Genomic DNA, 17,674 nt, shown 5'->3' on the forward strand with positions numbered 1-17,674 from the left:
TTTCCTCTCCATTCTCATTTTTTAAAGATCGATATTCATGCTAATATCAAGACTTTTCACAGAATGTGTCAAATAGCCGAGTGAGATATAGGACACACCTGTCCCCCTGTAAGTAGGGAGGTTTTCATATGTTATACCGCCTGAAGCTTCCGTTATTATATGACTAGGTGTCATACTCGCAAATTTTTTTACAGTTTCGGGAAAACAATTGTCAAACATGATAATATCTGCTTTTGCTTCAATTGCTTCAACAAGCTCTGTTTCAGACTCGATCTCCACTTCAATCTTTATCATATGTCCACATGTCGCACGGGCTTTTTCAACCGCTTGTAAAATCGAGCCACACGCTGCAATATGATTATCTTTTATCATGATCCCGCCATCCAATCCGAAGCGGTGATTGTAACCTCCACCTGTTTTGACAGCATATTTTTCAAGCATTCGTAACCCAGGGGTGGTTTTTCTTGTATCACAAATTTTAATATGTGGATCATTTAAATGGTTTACAGATTGTTTTGTTAACGTTGTAATACCCGACATTCTTTGAATAAGATTTAAAATGACCCGTTCCCCTGTCAGAAGTGAAGCGGCCGGTCCTTTAAGCCGAGCGATGATGTCGCCTTTTGTAAGCGATTCTCCATCCTTTTTATGCATCGTCACCAAAATCGTTTCATCCATCAGGCTAAAACCTTCTTTGATCACCATCTCTCCGGCAAAAAAGCCATTTTCCTTTGCAATGATAACGGCATCACATTGATGATCCCCTTCAAAAACAGCCTGAGAAGTGAGATCTCCCCAGCCAATGTCTTCCTTAAAAAATTCGACAAGCATTTGTCTAAGCTTGAGCAATTGCATGGTCTCCAATCCCTTCATTTTTTCTAATCTTTATACCGTCAACTGAATGAATGATTTGTTTTCCTTTCCAAATCGCATCGTCTTTCACCGGAAAATCTGAGCGATAATGCCCGCCTCTGCTTTCTGTACGAAGTAATGCAGATTGTGTCATCAGTTTGGCTGTTTGCCAAACATGTGACAGCTCAAGTTGTTCATTTGTGATTTCTTTCACATTTATAATTTGAACTGGCAATTGTTCAAGCCAATTTTTCATCTTTAATAATTCAGGAGCTGTACGCACAATTGATACACATTTTGTCATCTTTTTCTGTATGTCTTCCAAAGTCGATTCTGGGACAGCAAATACGATCTCTTCAGGGTTGTGCCGTTTTTTATTCACGACAGGGAGATTTTTTTTGCTTTGTATACGCTCCGCAGCTCTTCTACCGAACACAAGACATTCTAGTAGAGAGTTGCTTGCCAGCCGATTAGCACCATGAAAACCGGTACAGGCTGATTCTCCAATTACATAGAGGTTGGGAATCGTTGTTTCTCCCCACTTGTTGACAGAAACTCCTCCCATTAAAAAATGCATTCCTGGTGATACAGGAATTTGACCTTCTTCTATTGGGATACCAGCTTTTTCACAAAGAGAAGAAATGGTTGGAAAGCGACTTTCAAAATTTGATATGTTTCTAATATCTAAAAACAGGCGAGCTCCTTCTGTCTGTTTTTGATGTAAAACTCTTGCCACAATGTCCCGGGGTGCCAAATCTTTTAGTGGGTGAACACCATCCATCACAGATTGGCCATTTTGATCGATTAACACAGCTCCTTCCCCGCGAACAGCTTCAGAAACAAGCCCATATGAAACGCCATCACTGATCAGGAGTGTTGGGTGAAACTGAACGAACTCCAAATCGGTCAGCTCTGCTCCAGCCCGATAGGCCAAAGAAAGCCCGTCACTTGTGACAGAACGGTTATTGGTATTAATTTGAAATAGATGACCGCAGCCTCCTGCCGCAATGACCACATGATCCGCTTTTCTAAGGTGGGTTTTTCCAACACTATCTTTGGTCCAAACACCAGTACACCGTCCATTTTCAACCGATAAGTCAGCTACAGTTTCATACTCCTTCAACATGACATGTTCACCGAGCTGTTTCAATAAGTACTGGATTAACATCCGTCCTGTCGCATCTCCTCCAGCATGTAAAATCCGGTTCATAGAGTGCGCTCCTTCTTTGCCAAGCTCTAGATTTCCGTCATGATCCACATCAAAAGGGAAATGTTGCTTGATCAATTCGTGAACAAGCCGTTTTCCATCTGTAATTGCACCTTTGACAATATCAAAATGATTGTGGCCACAGCCTGCATACAGTGTATCTTCTATATGTGAATAGCTTGTATCTTCTGCTAATATCGATGTGGCAATGCCCCCTTGTGCAAGTGTTGAATTGCTGTCATTGGCTGATTTTTTTGTAATGACAATGACTTGATATGAAGGCGGCATAGCCGCAGCCAAAGATAAAGCAGCCGCACCAGCACCGACAACAATAATTGTCTGACCAGACATGTTGACTCCTCCTGTAAATTTACATCTGTCTTGACACCTATATTTACATATCGATAAAATAAACTCAAGTACTTTTTATAGAATGGGAGACTCTGGATGTGATTTATCTTGATTATGCAGCGACAACACCGATCTCAAGTAGTGCCTTACAAACATTTGAAAAACTAAGCACAGATATTTATGGTAATTCTAGCAGCCTCCATGATGCTGGAGGCAAAGCAGACAATATTCTGAAATACTGTCGTAAGACATTGGCAAAACTGATCAACGGTGATCCTGAAGGAATTTATTTTACAAGCGGTGGAACGGAAGCCAACTTTTTAGCGATTCATTCGATTTTAAATGGTCTTCCTTCGGAGAAACGTCATTTTTTAATGACAGAAATGGAACATCAGTCAATCCATATCTTAAAGCAGCAGTTGACCATGCAAGGATTTGAAGTCAGTACAATGAAACCAAATGCTGACGGAGTGATGACAACTGATATATTGAAACGGCACCTTCGTCCAGAAACAGGTCTTGTATCGATTCAGCATGCAAATTCGGAAACAGGTGTTATTCAGCCTCTGCGCGAACTTTCCTCTTATCTGCATCGGCAAGGAGTGCTCCTGCACAGTGATGCTGTTCAAACATTTGCGAAAATTCCAGTCAACGTTTCAGATCTTGGAGTTGATGCTTTATCAATTTCAAGCCATAAAGTATACGGTCCAAAAGGAACAGGAGCGGTCTACATGAAACCCGGTGTCAACTGGAAACCGGTCTATCCTGGAACCCTGCATGAAAAAGGCTTTCGCAGTGGCACTGTCAATGTTCCCGGTATCGGCGCTTTTATTGCGGCAGCTGAGTGGACGAACAATCAAATGAATGAAGTATATGAAAAACATCAGAAGCTGCGAAACCACTTTTTACAAGGGCTTGTGAATCGGAAACTCCCAGTTTCGCTCGCCGTTTCTGCGTCGGCAAATAGTGAAGTGCTTCCCCACATTTTAGGTTGTTTTTTTGATGCTTTTGAAGGACAATATGTTATGTTGGAATGTAATCGACACAATATCTGTATCTCAACAGGAAGCGCATGTTCAGCCGGCTACCATGAACCTTCAAACACGATGAAGGCTCTGAATATATCAACAGAACAAGCGCTTCAATTTATTCGAATTTCCTTTGGTTATGACACATCCAAAGAGCATGTCGATCAATTGCTAGATGTTTTTTCAGCTATGAATGATGAGAAAGGAGACTATCGGATTGGCAGAGGAAATGAAACTTACGGGAGCTGAGCGGCGAAAACAACTACTCATTTGGCTAAAAGAGTCACAAACACCTTTAACAGGCAGTGAATTGGCAAAAAAATCTGCTGTTTCAAGACAGGTGATCGTCCAGGATATCTCTTTATTAAAAGCCAAAAATGAACCGATTATCGCTACAAGTCAAGGATATATGTATTTACACTCCCAAGCTAATGAAAAACAACCTGTTACACGCATCATCGCATGTGAACATGGGCCAGAAAGAGCCGAAGAAGAACTGAATCTAATTGTCGATTTTGGGGTAACAGTTAAAGATGTCATTATTGAACATCCTGTATATGGAGATTTGACAGCTTCTATCAGAGTGAGCACAAGAAAAGAAGTGAGCGACTTTATTAAAAAAATTTCTTCAACAAATGCCGCATACTTATCTCAGCTTACAAACGGGACCCACCTTCATACACTGGAAGCGGCTACTGACGAAAAAATTGACCAAGCTTGCGAAGCTCTAAAAACAGCTAATATTCTTATACCTGAATGAATTTAGAATAGAGTAGTACTTGACAGAGAAACGATAAAAAAACTGGCGGACATCTCCCCGCCAGCTTTTATTATGAATCTCTTCCGATTGTTCAGCACTGCGGAGGAGTTTTTTCATCATTTTATAAACGATAAGTATGGTACGTCCCCAGCATCTTTACTTTACAACCTAAGGCTTCAAGTTCAGCGATCGCCCCAGGAAGCAAAACTTCATCTAAGCTCTTCTCAATATCGATGATAAAAAAATAATTTCCTAATCCAGTTTTTGTCGGACGGGATTCAATTTTAGAAAGATTCAAATTTCTCCAAGCAAAAGCGGACAACACTTGATGAAGTGCTCCTGACCTATCTAGAGGAAGAGTGACCATCAATGTCGTCTTCGGTCTCGATGTTAATAACGGATCGACTTGAAATGAAATATGTTGATCAGGGTGAAGAATCACAAACCTTGTATGGTTATCCTGATAATCATGGATGTCGCGTTTCACAATCTCTAATTGGTAGGTTTCAGCTGCTATTTCGTTGGCGATCACAGCAATGTTTTTTTCCGGATGTTCGCTCACATATTTTGCCGCTGCTCCTGTCGAAGTGGCATATTCAAATGAGACCGATTGAAAATGACTGTGTAAAAATTTATGACATTGTGCAATCGCATGTGAATGAGAATAAATCGTTTGAATCTCTTTCCAATCTGCTTTTTTAGAAGGATGAACAAGTAGATGCTGGCGAATCGGAGCCGTGATTTCACCAACAATATAAAGTGGCTGTCCATGAATTAAATAATCAATCGTTAAATTGACTGATCCTTCAAGTGCATTTTCCAGCGGAACGACAGCCAAATCAATTTCCCTCTTCATAGCAGCATCCATACAGGCTGGGATTGTATGATATGGTTGGTGTTTGGCATGCAAAATCGAAGAACGCACAGCTAAATGGGTAAACGTAGCTTCTGGACCTAAATAACCAACTTTCATCATCACTTATGCACCCGAACCTAATATTTCGACTTTTTCGACAAATTCTAGTTTTCTTAATGTGTTCATCAGCAAATCAATATTTTTATTCATTCCTCTTGTGCTGACAGATAAGGTGACATTAGCTCTTCCTTGAAGCGGTATCGATTGATGGATTGATAGGACATTGCAACCCGATTCAGCCACAACCTGAAGTAAATGGGACAGTGTTCCTGAACGGTCCTCCAAATGAAAAAAAAGAGTGATAATTTGCTCCTTAACCATTGTGTAAAAAGGAAATACTGCATCCCTATACTTATAAAAAGCACTGCGGCTCAAATCGACTTTTTGTACTGCTTCTGCTACAGATTCGGCTTTCTTCCGTTCAATTAGCTTTTTAACTTCAAGTGTTTTCTTCATCGCCTCTGGCAATACGTCTTCTCTGACTAGATAAAAGATCTCCTCTTTCGCCAATTTCTCTCTCTCCTTAAAATACGGAGAGCCTGCATGGGCAAACTCTCCTGATGATCAGTCAATAAATTCGAATTCAAACTTCAGCAATCGGATGATATCCCCATCTTTTGCTCCACGTTTTCTTAATGCGTCATCAACGCCCATTCCGCGTAACTGTCTGGCAAACCGTTTGACAGACTCATCTCTTGAGAAATCCGTCATTTTGAATAAGCGCTCAAGTTTGGCGCCGCTCAAAACAAAGGTACCGTCCGGATCACGGGTAATAACAAATGACTCCTCTTCATCCTCAAGTTTGTACATAACCCTGTTTTCAGCCAATTCTTCTTCATCATAAAGCGGAAATTCCGGTGTTGTTTCCAAACGATTAGCAATCTCAAACAACAGATCCCTTAACCCTTGTTTCGTAATCGCACTGATTGGAAAAACAGGATGGTCATCTGTTAATTTCCCCTTAAATATGCGAAGATTTTCTTCTGCTTCAGGCATATCCATTTTATTTGCAACAATAATTTGCGGTCGTTCAGTAAGTCTTAAATTATATTGTTCAAGCTCTTGGTTGATGGTCTGATAATCTTCATATGGATCGCGACCTTCTAGACCTGACATATCAATCACATGAACAATCACTCGCGTTCTTTCAATATGTCTAAGAAATTGATGTCCGAGACCAACACCTTCATGAGCCCCTTCAATTAACCCGGGCAGATCGGCCATCACAAAACTTCGGCCATCTTCCGTTTCAACCATTCCAAGATTTGGAGCAAGTGTTGTAAAATGATAATCTGCAATCTTGGGCTTTGCTGAGGAAACAACCGATAGCAGTGTTGATTTCCCAACACTTGGGAAACCGACAAGGCCGACATCAGCTAAAACCTTTAGTTCAAGCACCACATAACGTTCTTTTCCTGGTTCACCATTCTCTGAAAGTTGAGGTGCTGGATTTGCAGGTGTTGCAAACCTAGTGTTGCCGCGTCCGCCGCGTCCGCCTTTTGCAATCACTGCTTCTTTGCCATGTTCAGTCAAATCGGCGATCACTTGTTTTGTATCATCATCAATAACAACTGTACCAGGCGGAACTTTAATGACCATATTTTCAGCATTTCTACCATGCTGATTTTTTGACATGCCATGTTCTCCACGAATCGCTTTAAAGTGTCTTTGATATCTAAAGTCCATCAATGTACTGAGACCTTCATCCACTTTAAAGATGACGTCTCCACCGTTTCCTCCATCTCCGCCTGCCGGACCTCCTTTTGGTACATATTTTTCACGGCGAAAAGCAACCATGCCATTCCCGCCGTCTCCACCTTTAACATATACTCTTACCTGATCAACAAACATATTGTCCTCCGTTCTATTCCTAAAAACCCGTTTTACTTCATATCGATTTCTACCAGACATTCGTGATCTGACACATCGAACTGTTTAATGTCATAAAAATCTTCTTGTGACCGTTGAAATTCTTTTAATTTTGTCAGGCTTGTAAAGACACCGTGAAAATCCAAAAAAATCACGAAATTCACATCAGATCTGTCAATCTGCAGTGTGATGGTCAGATGGTTATCAGTGCCTTTTAAAACGGACTCATCAAAAATACGCAATAGTTGTCCGATTAGACATACAAGCTTATCATCATAAGACGATAAATCTCTGACTTCTCCAAGTACTTCATATTCAAGTGTCAGTGAACGAGCCTTCCAATTAAATGTAAGTAATTCATAAGCAAAACGCGGTATTTTCAGATTTGAAAGCTTTGATTCATGCTGAGCTTCAATGACCGCTTCTTCGATAATTTCAAACACACGGTCATACTTTTTTAATGTTAAGTTTCCTTTAATCAACTGCAGTTTATTCATCCAATCATGTCTTGAATGGCTAAGTAAGTGAACAAGCTCAGTTGTCAATACTTTATGATCCAATTTATTTTTTGACATTTCTTCCATTTTAGCACTCCCAATCATTAGGTCTCTTTTTTAGGAGTCTGATTTTTGTTTGCACTTTGAATTATAACAGAGAAGGTCATGTAATTGAAACACGTTTATGAAGCAGATGAGATGAAATCCCATTCTTGGGGTAGTGGTTATATTAATAAATATGTAAAAAACTCCAGTCTCAAACGACCGGAGTTTGTCTAGGTTAGGCTACAGGATATACGCTCACTTTTTTGCGGTTACGACCAAAACGTTCAAACTTAACAGTTCCGTCGATTTTAGCAAATAGTGTATCATCTCCACCGCGACCTACGTTTTCACCTGGGTAAATTTTCGTTCCGCGCTGACGATAAAGGATAGAACCGCCAGATACGAATTGACCATCTGCCCGTTTAGCACCGAGGCGTTTCGCTTCAGAGTCACGTCCGTTTTTAGTTGAACCTACTCCTTTTTTAGATGCGAAAAATTGAAGATCTAATCTTAACATGTAACTCACCTCCTATATTCTATTTGTTGTTACTTTTAAGTAACGTTCATAATCTCGTTCAATGGTTTGTAGAGAAACCAGCATACCTTCGAGAAGTAACTGAGCTTTATGATGAGCCTCCTGATCCGTTTCATCCGGGAATTTAAAATGTATAAAACCACCGTCTTCCCCGAGATCAAGAAGCGGGTCAATACCTGTCAACTTCTCGACCGCATTGATGGCTCCAATGGTAACAGCTGATGCTCCCGCACAAACGAGATCCTGTCCACGTTTAGCAAAATTCGCATGACCCGACATTTCAAAGGATAAAATCGCTTCGTTCGATTGGGACCTTGTAATTTTTACGTGAATCATATTTTTCACGCCTTTAAGCGTTAATTTTTTCGATTACAACTTTAGTGTAAGGCTGACGATGACCTTGTTTTTTATGTTGGTTTTTCTTTGGTTTGTACTTAAATACGGTAATCTTTTTAGCACGGCCTTGTTTTTCAACTTTGCCTGTTACCGTAGCGCCTTCAACCATTGGGCTACCAACTTTCACGTTTTCACCGCCGATAAACAATACGTTGTCAAATGTAACTGTTTCGCCAGCTTCAGCAGCAAGCTTTTCAACATATACAGTTTGACCTTCTTCAACTTTAATTTGTTTTCCGCCTGTTTGAATAATTGCGTACATCTCTGCACCTCCTAATAGACTAAGACTCGCCAGTCAGCAGGGGGCTATAGTAGCACTTAACACCTGCGCTGAGCGGTTGTAGCAATGGTGCTACATCCATAACATAAAAAACTATACCAAAATCAATAGTGAATGTCAATGCTTTTTCCCAGTTATCAATATAATGAAGTAGCTGAATATAACCACAAATATTTGTGAATACAGCAAGATCACAAGAAACCGTTATATATTCAATTCCTCGTATCACTAAACCTACAGGAAGCGCTGAACCCCAAGAAGCGAGCGAAATGTAAATCGGGGTCGTTCATAAAGCCATCATAAGCTCTTCCATTGAAGATGTTGTATGCTTGTTAGCAAAGTAAGCGTGAAGAACTTCGTTTTCATCAAGCTGACTCATTTTTTTTCCGTCTTTTTCTATTACAATCGGATGCTTGCAGCCTCTCTTAAATCTAAGCATCACATCATATATTTGATCACTGGCACAAACGATGATCGGTTTCAACTGAAAAACCTCTCTATCCTTTCCATAATAACGCTCCAGCAAAAAGCGAATATGGCTATAATGACGATCACGGTATTCCTTGTATAAAGAGACAGACAGAAATGTCAGCAACACCCAGGCACTTAGTTGAGAAGGGGAAACCAGCAACACTCCCCCAATAAATAAAGCGCAGGTAAAACATGAAAAGATCAACATCATTCGTTGTGCTTTTTGATATGGATAGTATTTTGAAAAAAGAAGAAACATGAGTTTTCCTCCATCAAGCGGCCAGACCGGGAATAAATTAATCACCAAAATGGTCAGATTGTAAAATGTAAACATTTCAAATAATTGATGTCCGATAATTGCATTGACTGACAAAAACCAAGCCGCAGACTGAAGCCATATATGCTGCAGCGGCCCGGCCAGAATGACAACAACTTCTTCATTTAACGGTCTATTACCATGTTCATCAACCTCAAGTGTACCCCCGAAAGGCAGCAAGAAAATCCGCCTGATCCTCCATGAAAAATAAATAGCAGCAGTAGCATGGCCAAGTTCGTGAATAAAAATAATGATCATTAAACATAATAATGGTTTAATATGCCCCGTCATTAAACCAAGCGCCATTACAAACCATAGCAGAGGATGAATATGGAGCTTTGTCATAAGCTCTGTCCATTTAGTCACCAAATGATATCACCTGTATCGGATCAACAAATTCTTCCCCCTGTTTAATCGCAAAATAATAAACACCCTTATGATCTTTATTTTGCTGTATCGTTCCTAGTTTGCTTCCTTTATCAACAAAGTCATATAAAGCAACATTTGTTTTTTTCAATTGCCCGTAGTAACTATAGCTATTATCCGCATGCTGAATGACAATGGTTAAACCTGTCTTAGGATTTTTATTCATCTCAATGACATAGCCTTCTTTCATACTCTCAATTGCTTCACTCTCTGTTTCCACTTTAATTCCTTGCCCAGAAAATTTCTCTTGGACCTTTCCCATTGCAGGTGTAACGAGTCCTTGGTTGACTTCAACTTGATTTGGTTGTTTACTATTCTTCGGCTGAAATATAGCCAGCGGGTGTCCAAATGTAGATTCATACCAATTACTGAGAGAAGCAAATTGAAATTCCTTAGTGAAAATTTGACTGACGACCGGCTTTATTTGCTTAATAGGTTCAAAGTGACCTTTATAAGCTATTGCAGAAACAAGAACAAGACAAGCGGACAAAAGTGATTTGATGATGAGTGCATCAGCCTTTATAAGCGGATGTTTACCATTTATTAAATGGGAATGCCCTTCATATACAGGTTTTCCATCTTCCTCTGAAAAGGCAGTCCAAACTGGCGGGTGTTCGTGTTTTTTGCTGTCCGCCTGTTTCGTTCCTAGCGGCCTCTGCTTCCTTTTTTTAGCGATTCTTTTACGAACCTCATGTGCTCTTCTATGACTCATAACCCCCATCCTTTACATTCAGGTTGTTTGTACCATCGTATGTCTTGTCCAATCCATTTATGCAGGCAAGAATCGTCATAGAAGAAATACCTTCGTGTGTGAAACCGTGGAGTGAAATGGAGGTAACAGAGATGATAACGGTATTCATCTTGTTGAAAAGGAATTTGAAAATATGACTTGTACTCCATGAACTACCCCCACTTATCGACCTTGCAGTTTGATTGAAGTGGGAGATTCTTGGGAACAGAGCGTACTTGTTGACGTATTTCTTTGCCAACAGAGGTTTCTCTTATTGACCAAGCTATCCCCGTAGATTCCTACGGTTCTATATTTAAGCCTAAACTTCTTGACCAAAACATTTCTTTCCACAGCTTTTTTCTAACCTACGGAAAACCTTTTTTGATTAATCGTGAACTAGCACTTTTATAAGCACTAATGAACTTTGATAATTCAGTGTTAGGATGTGCTTTGAACAGAATGTGAACATGGTCTTTATCATGATTCCACTCAACTAGAGAGATATTGTATTTCTCACCTAGCTTTACAAACATATCCTTAGCATAGTCAGATACTTTATCATCAAAGACTTCTCTACGATATTGATAATACATTGAGAATACTGAATGATTATTACTGTCTAATTTCATTACAACAACAGCCTTTATCTTATATAAGACTGTATCCTTAAGGTATGAAGTAGACAATAAAATAGCCTTTAGGACATTCATCTCCCACCTATCGTTTGGTTTCGCCCTTCACACGACTGAGGAGGGAGTCTTCTGTCGGAAAACGATAAAAAAATACCAAACATGATCAAATTATTTTTAGCACCAATGTTGACAGTCTTTATTTCATCAGCTCTACTATTTACAATCGTCGGCCCATTAGGACGCGAATTAGCTGAAGGAATCACTTCAACACTGTTGTGGATTACACAAAACTTAGGTATTTTCGGCTTTATGTTCTTTGCTGGAATTCAACAAATTATCGTGATTACAGGGTTGCATCATGTTATTGGTGCAGTTGAAGCACAACTCCTTACAGACACAGGAAAAAACTTCATCAACCCATTAATGTCAGTAGCTTTAACGGGTCAAGGCGGAGCAGTATTAGGATATGTTTATTTAAAAAGAAAAGATAACAAAGTGAAACAAATTGGTATATCAGCATTTGGATCAACACTTTTTGGTGTCTCAGAACCGGCGATATTCGGAGTTACATTAAAATACAAATTCCCGCTCATTGCCGGCTGTATTGGTGGAGCACTTGCTGGAGGATATGTTTATTTAAGCAACCTGACAGCAATAGGATTCGGAACAACAGCTCTTCCAGGTCTTGCGATAGCTGCAGCAGAGAACAATGGGCATCTTCACTATCTCATCGCTCATTTAATCGCATTGACAGCCGGAGCTGCATTAACCTTCTTATATGGAAAAATACGAAAAAAATAATCTTAATAGTTAAAAAAGCCGTGATTTAGCATGGCTTTTTTATTTGCTTAAAATATCCTAGTTTGTTTGGAAAGTAAAAAAGCTTGTCATTAAAGCTAATTTTAGCCTTACCTGACAAGCTGATCGTTTAAGCACGTACACCAAAAAATGATTTAATTTTAGCAAAAACACCTTTGTTGACTTCTTCGAAAGATTGTAATGGCACAGACTCCCCAAGAACACGACGTGCAATATTACGGTATGCAATTGATGCTTTGTTATTCGGATCCATTACAATAGGTTCTCCATTGTTAGATGCTTTTATCACATCATCATCATCAATGACAATCCCAATGAGTTCGATTGATAAATGTTGAATCACTTCATCAACATCAAGTGTATCACCGTTTTTCATTAAATGATTGCGAATCCGATTAATAATCAAACGAGGTGATTCAATATGTTCTTCTGTCTCAAGAAGACCGATAATCCGATCGGCATCTCTGACAGCCGAAACTTCTGGTGTGGTCACAACAATTGCTTTATCTGCCCCTGATACAGCATTTTTGTAGCCTTGCTCAATGCCTGCTGGGCAGTCGATCACAATATAATCAAAATCCTGTTTTAACTGCTGAATTAGTTTGACCATTTGTTCCGGTAAAACAGCTGATTTGTCACTTGTCTGGGCTGCCGGAAGCAAATAAAGGAGATCATCAAAACGTTTATCTTTTACAAGTGCCTGATGGATTTTACACCTTTCTTCAACAACATCCACCAGATCATAGATAATTCTATTTTCAAGACCCATGACAACATCTAAGTTACGCAAACCGATATCTGTATCCACAAGGCAAACCCGTTTCCCTAAAATTGCTAAGGCGGTGCCGAGATTTGCGGAAGTTGTCGTTTTACCTACTCCGCCTTTTCCCGAGGTTATTACGATAGCTTCACCCAATTTTACATTCCTCCCTCAAGCCTTGTTAAACCAGGTCTTAAATGAGCTAATTTTTGAAGACGGTCAATGACCATATTCTCATTTTCATCTAAATAAGCACATTCCATGGTGTTCTTTTCTTGGATGTGGTCTGGGGAGCGATTGAGCACATGATTGATTCGCAATTGAGTTGGTCTCATGTCAGAAGCCGCAATAACAGCTCGTGTATTTCCATTAAAACCAGCGTGGGCAATCCCTCTTAATGAGCCGAGGATAAAAATATTCCCTCCAGCTATCACCATTCCTCCAGGGTTCACATCCCCTATTAAAAGCAAATCACCATCTGTTTCCAACACTTGTCCCGAACGGACAATTTTAGCGACAGATATCACTTCACTTTCTTTTTTTAAGCGAATTGCTTCTTTTTTGGTCATAACTTCACTTTCAATGGAATGGATAAACAGATTCTGTTTGTCAGTGATGACTTCGGTCAGTTTTGCTTCTTGTTCCTTTGTTATATAACGGTAGCCAAGTTTAACAAGTACACTGATTTTCTGATTTTTTCCACCCATATCATGTTTGAGTGACAGCACATCCTGAAGACCGTGTAGTAATTCTTCAAAAGAGCAATTGTCATCAAGATGAAGTGTTAGTCCATTTTTTGTTCCTTTAATTGTTACGTATTGGTGTTTTTGGGCCTTCACAGTGCTCACCTCAACATCATACTCATTTCGACATCGGTAGATCAATATCCTTTTTTACTCTTCCCGAAGCTCTTTCTTAAGGCTGGTAAAAAACAATTTAAACGGATAAACAAGTAAACTTCCTACAACAGCATTTAAAGCTAAAGTCGGCAATAACCTATTAATCACAAATTGATGAAATGACATCATTTCTGGACGCAGCAACATTTGCACACCATATTGATAAAACTCGATGACGCAGACAGCTAGTGTTGCAAGAAAAACAACGACAATCGCATTTGTTTGTAATACTTTAAATGCTTTTGATAATAAATAACATATACCAGCAAAGCCAAACATATAGACCCCTAAAAGATCTGTATAATTAATATCATATAACAATCCGAAGATAAATCCATATGTAATAGCAAAATTTTGTTTTACATATGCTGTCATGAAAACTAAAACAAGCAAGAGAAAGCGCGGGATCAACTGCTGATCTTCGTTTACAAAAGGAAATCTGATAAAGTCAGCATATATGCTGTCAGACGCCAAAACAAACATCATCACGACCGGGAGAAGGAATCGCTTCACGAACCTTTCTCCTTCTTCTCTTTCATCTGATCGATGTCAGCCGTATCCAAAGTCCGGTCAATGACAATGACATTATCAATATTGTAAAAATCAGCAGCAGGCTCCACATAGGCGATTTTCGTTAAACCGTAAGAATCTGGTTCAACATCTATCACTTTTCCGATGACTAAGCCTTTCGGAAAGACTCCACCAGCCCCAGAAGTTTCAACGAGATCCCCTTTTTTCACTTTTCTTTCTTCATCAGGTTCGATAATTTCCATTGACAGCGCCTTTTTGTCAGAATCATATCCATTAATGATACCATTGACTGTTTTTTTGCCTTTGTCTGCTGCAATAATAGTAGAAATTCTATTATTTCTGTCTGTTGCACTTAAAAGCTGAACAGTCGAAGTGAAATTATTCACTTTCGTACTTTTAATTTTGCCAAGTAGATTTCCTTTTTCATCTGTAACAGCCATATCTTTTTCGACTCCGTGCTTGGCTCCCTTATTAATCGTGATCATGTTCCACCACTCGTATTTATCTGGATTTCTGGCAATAACAGTCGCTAATATCGGATTGTAATCTCGAATTGATTTTAAGTGTCCTAGTTGTTCTCTTAATGACTTATTTTCATTTTCAAGCTCCTGCAACTTTGCTTCATATTGTGTTTGTCCGTCGAGTTTTTTCCGCAAGCGTTCATTCTCATCATAGGTGTTTTTTAAATCTTCTATATTTTCAAAGAAGCCCGCAACAAACTGAGCGGGCGTATGAAAAATGGTCTGAAATACACCAGTTGTATCGCCAATAAATTTTTCAGGCCAAGTTGCATTACGGTCATTTTTTAACGAAAACCCAATCATTGCCACCAAAATAATGATACAAAGGAGTAAAAGCATCAACCGTTTATTAGTAAAAAACTGCGGCATGATTTATACACCTCTTCTATTCCCTGTGTAATTAATTTTTCCCTTTAAATAAATGAATTTGTTCAAGAGCTTTACCTGTACCGATTGCTACACAGTCAAGAGGATCTTCAGCAACTATAACCGGCATTTTCGTTTCTTCACTAATGACTTTGTCCAAACTGCGAAGCAGTGCGCCACCACCTGTTAATACAATACCACGGTCCATAATATCAGCCGCAAGTTCAGGCGGCGTTTTTTCAAGGGTGTTTTTTACTGCTTCTACAATGGCAAATACAGTATCATGAAGTGCTCCAGTAATTTCTTTTGCAGTGATTTCAATCGTTTTCGGTAATCCTGTTAATAAATCACGACCGCGAATTTCCATAGTTTCAGGTTCTTCAGTGACTTCAGCAGAACCAATATCAAGTTTGACAGCTTCAGCTGTACGATCCCCGATCATTAAATTATAAGTTTTTCTAATATAAGTAATGATCGCTTCATCCATTTCATCACCAGCGACTCGAATAGACTGGGATGTTACAATTCCACCGAGGGAAATAATAGCTACTTCAGTTGTTCCACCACCAATATCAACCACCATACTTCCAGTTGGTTCCCAAACCGGAAGATTTGCGCCGATAGCTGCGGCAAACGGTTCTTCAATCGGATATGCATCCCTTGCTCCAGCCTGACGTGTGGCATCAATAACTGCCCGTTGTTCTACCGCTGTGATCCCTGAAGGTACACAAACCATAACATAAGGTTTTCTGGCAAACAATCCTTTGTTTTTAATGGCCTTACTAATATAATGTTTCATCATCGTTGCTGTTGTTTCATAATCAGCGATAACCCCGTCTTTCATAGGGCGAAGTGCCACAACATTTCCTGGCGTTCTGCCGATCATGTTTTTCGCATCGTTTCCGACAGCCACAATTTGTTTTGTGTCTGTTTGAAGCGCAACAACAGATGGCTCCCTGACAACAATTCCTTTCCCTTTCACAAAAACCAGCGTGTTCGCTGTTCCTAAATCTATTCCAAGGTCTCTAGTACCAATTCCAAACATTTTTATGTATCTTCCCTTCTTCAAACAAAATTCCTAACACAAAAACCCATAAACACTATTATAGCTTAATTTTGTGAAAAATACAGTGTTACAAATAGCCTTTTTCTTTTAAGCTCACAAATTTTTGATCACCAATTATAATATGATCGAGTAATTCAATGCCAAGCAGCTGTCCACTTTCATTAAGACGCCTTGTTACATCTATATCTTCCTTGCTCGGTGACGGATCTCCTGATGGATGATTATGGACACAGATAAACGAAGCAGCCGACCGCTTTAAAGCTTCTTTAAACACTTCCCGAGGATGGACGATCGAAGAATTTAAACTTCCGATAAAAACCGTGCGTTTATGAATGACTTGGTTTTTAGAATTCAGATAAAGGCAAACGAAGTGTTCCTGTTGTAAAAAGCGCATATCTTCCATTAAAAAATTTGCCGCATCTTCAGGAAAGCGGATGACATAACGCTCTTCATAAACCAGTTTATGAATACGCCGTCCAAGCTCAAGTGCCGCCAATATTTGAACAGCTTTTGCACGACCAATTCCAGATATACTAGAAAGTTCTTCTACCGAGGCTTCTTTTAACAAACGCAACCCGTCAAACGACTGGAGAAGCCGGGTTGAAAGCTGTAAAACCGACTCTTTTTTAGTTCCGGTGCGTAGAAGAATCGCCAATAGTTCATGATTCGATAAACTTTCTGCTCCTATGTTTAAAAGCCGTTCTCTTGGCCTTTCATCTTCTGGGTAATCTTTTAGCTTTAATGTCTGATCACTCATGTTAAATCCTCCCTGATGTCCCTTCTCGTTTGGGTTCATCAATTGGAGTGAAGCGCAAAATTTTTCAGCATTCTCATCGTTTTAGAAATTGGCAGTCCAACAACTGAATAATAGTCTCCTTTTATTTGTTTCACAAAAAGCGCGCCTTTTCCTTGTATACCATAAGAACCTGCTTTATCAAACGGTTCTCCTGTTTTGATATAGGCACAGATATCTTCTTCTTCAAGGGGCCAAAAAGTGACTTCGGTTTCATTATAAAAAGTGACGGACTTGTCGGTTGACTTGATGCAAACACCTGTAAACACAGAATGTGTTTTTCCGGAAAGCATCCTCAGCATCCTTTTAGCATCTTCAGTATCTTTAGGCTTTCCCAAATAAACATCATCAAAACAAACAATAGTGTCTGCACCAAGAACAACAGCTTCCGGATAACGTTCGGCTATTTCCTGTACCTTTTGTTCCGCCAACCATTTGACGTTTTCTTCAGGTGAAAAGTTTCGATTTATTTTTTCCTCCGTCTCACTGACAACAATGTTGTATGGAATTTGCAGAAGATCGAGAAGTTCTTTTCTACGTGGGGATTGTGAGGCCAAAATAAACGGTTTTCTCATATATAAAGCAATCCTTTCATGGGTTTTTGAGTT

The 17,674-nt window shown here is 39.5% G+C and carries 21 protein-coding genes, 1 pseudogene and 1 other annotated feature; of the genes and pseudogenes, 3 read left to right on the plus strand and 19 right to left on the minus strand.

Features of this window, described 5'->3' with window-relative positions; all coding sequences use genetic code 11:
- Nucleotides 1-21: 21 nt before the first annotated feature.
- Nucleotides 22-855: a carboxylating nicotinate-nucleotide diphosphorylase gene (gene nadC, locus HOO54_RS15080; protein WP_172296677.1), complete on the minus strand. Its 834-nt coding sequence runs from the start codon at nt 853-855 to the stop codon at nt 22-24.
- Nucleotides 836-2,410, minus strand: coding sequence for an L-aspartate oxidase (gene nadB / locus HOO54_RS15085; protein ID WP_172296679.1), 1,575 nt, complete (start codon nt 2,408-2,410; stop codon nt 836-838). Before nadB ends, nadC begins: the two co-directional genes overlap by 20 nt.
- A 98-nt stretch (nt 2,411-2,508) precedes the next feature.
- On the opposite strand from nadB, the gene HOO54_RS15090 reads away from it, so the two are divergent.
- Nucleotides 2,509-3,687, plus strand: coding sequence for an IscS subfamily cysteine desulfurase (locus HOO54_RS15090; protein ID WP_172296681.1), 1,179 nt, complete (start codon nt 2,509-2,511; stop codon nt 3,685-3,687).
- Nucleotides 3,656-4,198 (plus strand): transcription repressor NadR, encoded by a 543-nt coding sequence (locus tag HOO54_RS15095; RefSeq protein ID WP_172296683.1) that lies wholly within the window; start codon nt 3,656-3,658, stop codon nt 4,196-4,198. Before HOO54_RS15090 ends, HOO54_RS15095 begins: the two co-directional genes overlap by 32 nt.
- Nucleotides 4,199-4,319: 121 nt before the next feature.
- Here the strand turns inward: HOO54_RS15095 and pheA are convergent, their stop codons facing one another.
- The 10 genes and pseudogenes from pheA to tnpA form a co-directional block, all read right to left on the minus strand.
- The gene (gene pheA, locus HOO54_RS15100; RefSeq protein ID WP_172299609.1) at nt 4,320-5,171 is read right to left on the minus strand and encodes a prephenate dehydratase; all 852 of its coding nucleotides are present in this window, start codon (nt 5,169-5,171) and stop codon (nt 4,320-4,322) included.
- Nucleotides 5,172-5,177: 6 nt separating this feature from the next.
- Entirely contained in the window at nt 5,178-5,624 is a 447-nt protein-coding gene (locus HOO54_RS15105; protein ID WP_172296685.1) for an ACT domain-containing protein, read from the minus strand.
- Nucleotides 5,625-5,678: 54 nt separating this feature from the next.
- Nucleotides 5,679-6,965, minus strand: a complete 1,287-nt coding sequence (gene obgE, locus HOO54_RS15110; protein WP_172296687.1) for a GTPase ObgE — start codon at nt 6,963-6,965, stop codon at nt 5,679-5,681.
- 32 nt (nt 6,966-6,997) lie between these two features.
- Entirely contained in the window at nt 6,998-7,567 is a 570-nt protein-coding gene (locus HOO54_RS15115; protein ID WP_172296689.1) for a sporulation initiation phosphotransferase B, read from the minus strand.
- Between the two features lie 193 nt (nt 7,568-7,760).
- Nucleotides 7,761-8,042: a 50S ribosomal protein L27 gene (gene rpmA / locus HOO54_RS15120; RefSeq protein WP_172296691.1), complete on the minus strand. Its 282-nt coding sequence runs from the start codon at nt 8,040-8,042 to the stop codon at nt 7,761-7,763.
- A gap of 12 nt (nt 8,043-8,054) precedes the next feature.
- A complete protein-coding gene (locus HOO54_RS15125) occupies nt 8,055-8,396 on the minus strand; it encodes a ribosomal-processing cysteine protease Prp (protein WP_172296693.1) in 342 nt (113 codons plus the stop codon).
- A gap of 13 nt (nt 8,397-8,409) precedes the next feature.
- Nucleotides 8,410-8,718, minus strand: coding sequence for a 50S ribosomal protein L21 (gene rplU, locus HOO54_RS15130; protein ID WP_076762987.1), 309 nt, complete (start codon nt 8,716-8,718; stop codon nt 8,410-8,412).
- Nucleotides 8,719-8,730: 12 nt separating this feature from the next.
- Nucleotides 8,731-8,806: a sequence feature (ribosomal protein L21 leader region), on the minus strand.
- A gap of 216 nt (nt 8,807-9,022) precedes the next feature.
- Complete coding sequence (locus HOO54_RS15135; protein WP_172296695.1) at nt 9,023-9,889, minus strand: M50 family metallopeptidase; 867 nt, start codon at nt 9,887-9,889, stop codon at nt 9,023-9,025.
- Nucleotides 9,882-10,661, minus strand: coding sequence for a peptidoglycan DD-metalloendopeptidase family protein (locus HOO54_RS15140; protein WP_172296697.1), 780 nt, complete (start codon nt 10,659-10,661; stop codon nt 9,882-9,884). The genes HOO54_RS15135 and HOO54_RS15140 overlap by 8 nt, the downstream gene beginning before the upstream one ends.
- Nucleotides 10,662-11,047: 386 nt before the next feature.
- A pseudogene (tnpA, locus tag HOO54_RS15145) lies at nt 11,048-11,308 on the minus strand (IS200/IS605 family transposase); the annotation flags it as partial.
- Nucleotides 11,309-11,461: 153 nt separating this feature from the next.
- Here tnpA and HOO54_RS15150 point away from each other — a divergent pair.
- On the plus strand, nt 11,462-12,112 hold the full coding sequence (locus tag HOO54_RS15150; protein WP_309244909.1) for a PTS sugar transporter subunit IIC: 651 nt from the start codon (nt 11,462-11,464) through the stop codon (nt 12,110-12,112).
- Between the two features lie 127 nt (nt 12,113-12,239).
- Here the strand turns inward: HOO54_RS15150 and minD are convergent, their stop codons facing one another.
- The 7 genes from minD to HOO54_RS15185 form a co-directional block, all read right to left on the minus strand.
- Nucleotides 12,240-13,046, minus strand: a complete 807-nt coding sequence (gene minD / locus HOO54_RS15155) for a septum site-determining protein MinD (RefSeq protein WP_172296701.1) — start codon at nt 13,044-13,046, stop codon at nt 12,240-12,242.
- Between the two features lie 2 nt (nt 13,047-13,048).
- On the minus strand, nt 13,049-13,729 hold the full coding sequence (minC, locus tag HOO54_RS15160) for a septum site-determining protein MinC (RefSeq protein ID WP_172296703.1): 681 nt from the start codon (nt 13,727-13,729) through the stop codon (nt 13,049-13,051).
- A 54-nt stretch (nt 13,730-13,783) separates the two neighbouring features.
- Nucleotides 13,784-14,302, minus strand: coding sequence for a rod shape-determining protein MreD (mreD, locus tag HOO54_RS15165; protein ID WP_172296705.1), 519 nt, complete (start codon nt 14,300-14,302; stop codon nt 13,784-13,786).
- Nucleotides 14,299-15,210: a rod shape-determining protein MreC gene (gene mreC / locus HOO54_RS15170; RefSeq protein ID WP_172296707.1), complete on the minus strand. Its 912-nt coding sequence runs from the start codon at nt 15,208-15,210 to the stop codon at nt 14,299-14,301. Before mreC ends, mreD begins: the two co-directional genes overlap by 4 nt.
- A 31-nt stretch (nt 15,211-15,241) precedes the next feature.
- Nucleotides 15,242-16,252: a rod shape-determining protein gene (locus tag HOO54_RS15175; protein ID WP_172296709.1), complete on the minus strand. Its 1,011-nt coding sequence runs from the start codon at nt 16,250-16,252 to the stop codon at nt 15,242-15,244.
- A gap of 88 nt (nt 16,253-16,340) precedes the next feature.
- Nucleotides 16,341-17,030 (minus strand): RadC family protein, encoded by a 690-nt coding sequence (gene radC, locus HOO54_RS15180; protein WP_172296711.1) that lies wholly within the window; start codon nt 17,028-17,030, stop codon nt 16,341-16,343.
- Nucleotides 17,031-17,068: 38 nt separating this feature from the next.
- The gene (locus HOO54_RS15185) at nt 17,069-17,641 is read right to left on the minus strand and encodes a Maf family protein (RefSeq protein WP_172296713.1); all 573 of its coding nucleotides are present in this window, start codon (nt 17,639-17,641) and stop codon (nt 17,069-17,071) included.
- Between the last annotated feature and the right edge of the window lie 33 nt (nt 17,642-17,674).

It is taken from the genome of Bacillus sp. WMMC1349, assembly GCF_013155385.1.
GTDB lineage: Bacteria > Bacillota > Bacilli > Bacillales > Bacillaceae > Bacillus.

What these genes read in the sequence shown, in the direction of transcription:
- obgE (WP_172296687.1), bottom strand. Translation starts at nt 6,965, where the DNA reads ATGTTTGTTGATCAGGTAAGAGTATATGTTAAAGGTGGAGACGGCGGG.
- HOO54_RS15115 (WP_172296689.1), bottom strand. Translation starts at nt 7,567, where the DNA reads ATGGAAGAAATGTCAAAAAATAAATTGGATCATAAAGTATTGACAACT.
- nadC (WP_172296677.1), bottom strand. Translation starts at nt 855, where the DNA reads ATGCAATTGCTCAAGCTTAGACAAATGCTTGTCGAATTTTTTAAGGAA.
- rpmA (WP_172296691.1), bottom strand. Translation starts at nt 8,042, where the DNA reads ATGTTAAGATTAGATCTTCAATTTTTCGCATCTAAAAAAGGAGTAGGT.
- HOO54_RS15185 (WP_172296713.1), bottom strand. Translation starts at nt 17,641, where the DNA reads ATGAGAAAACCGTTTATTTTGGCCTCACAATCCCCACGTAGAAAAGAA.
- rplU (WP_076762987.1), bottom strand. Translation starts at nt 8,718, where the DNA reads ATGTACGCAATTATTCAAACAGGCGGAAAACAAATTAAAGTTGAAGAA.
- HOO54_RS15140 (WP_172296697.1), bottom strand. Translation starts at nt 10,661, where the DNA reads ATGAGTCATAGAAGAGCACATGAGGTTCGTAAAAGAATCGCTAAAAAA.
- HOO54_RS15125 (WP_172296693.1), bottom strand. Translation starts at nt 8,396, where the DNA reads ATGATTCACGTAAAAATTACAAGGTCCCAATCGAACGAAGCGATTTTA.
- radC (WP_172296711.1), bottom strand. Translation starts at nt 17,030, where the DNA reads ATGAGTGATCAGACATTAAAGCTAAAAGATTACCCAGAAGATGAAAGG.
- pheA (WP_172299609.1), bottom strand. Translation starts at nt 5,171, where the DNA reads ATGAAAGTTGGTTATTTAGGTCCAGAAGCTACGTTTACCCATTTAGCT.
- mreC (WP_172296707.1), bottom strand. Translation starts at nt 15,210, where the DNA reads ATGCCGCAGTTTTTTACTAATAAACGGTTGATGCTTTTACTCCTTTGT.
- nadB (WP_172296679.1), bottom strand. Translation starts at nt 2,410, where the DNA reads ATGTCTGGTCAGACAATTATTGTTGTCGGTGCTGGTGCGGCTGCTTTA.
- HOO54_RS15175 (WP_172296709.1), bottom strand. Translation starts at nt 16,252, where the DNA reads ATGTTTGGAATTGGTACTAGAGACCTTGGAATAGATTTAGGAACAGCG.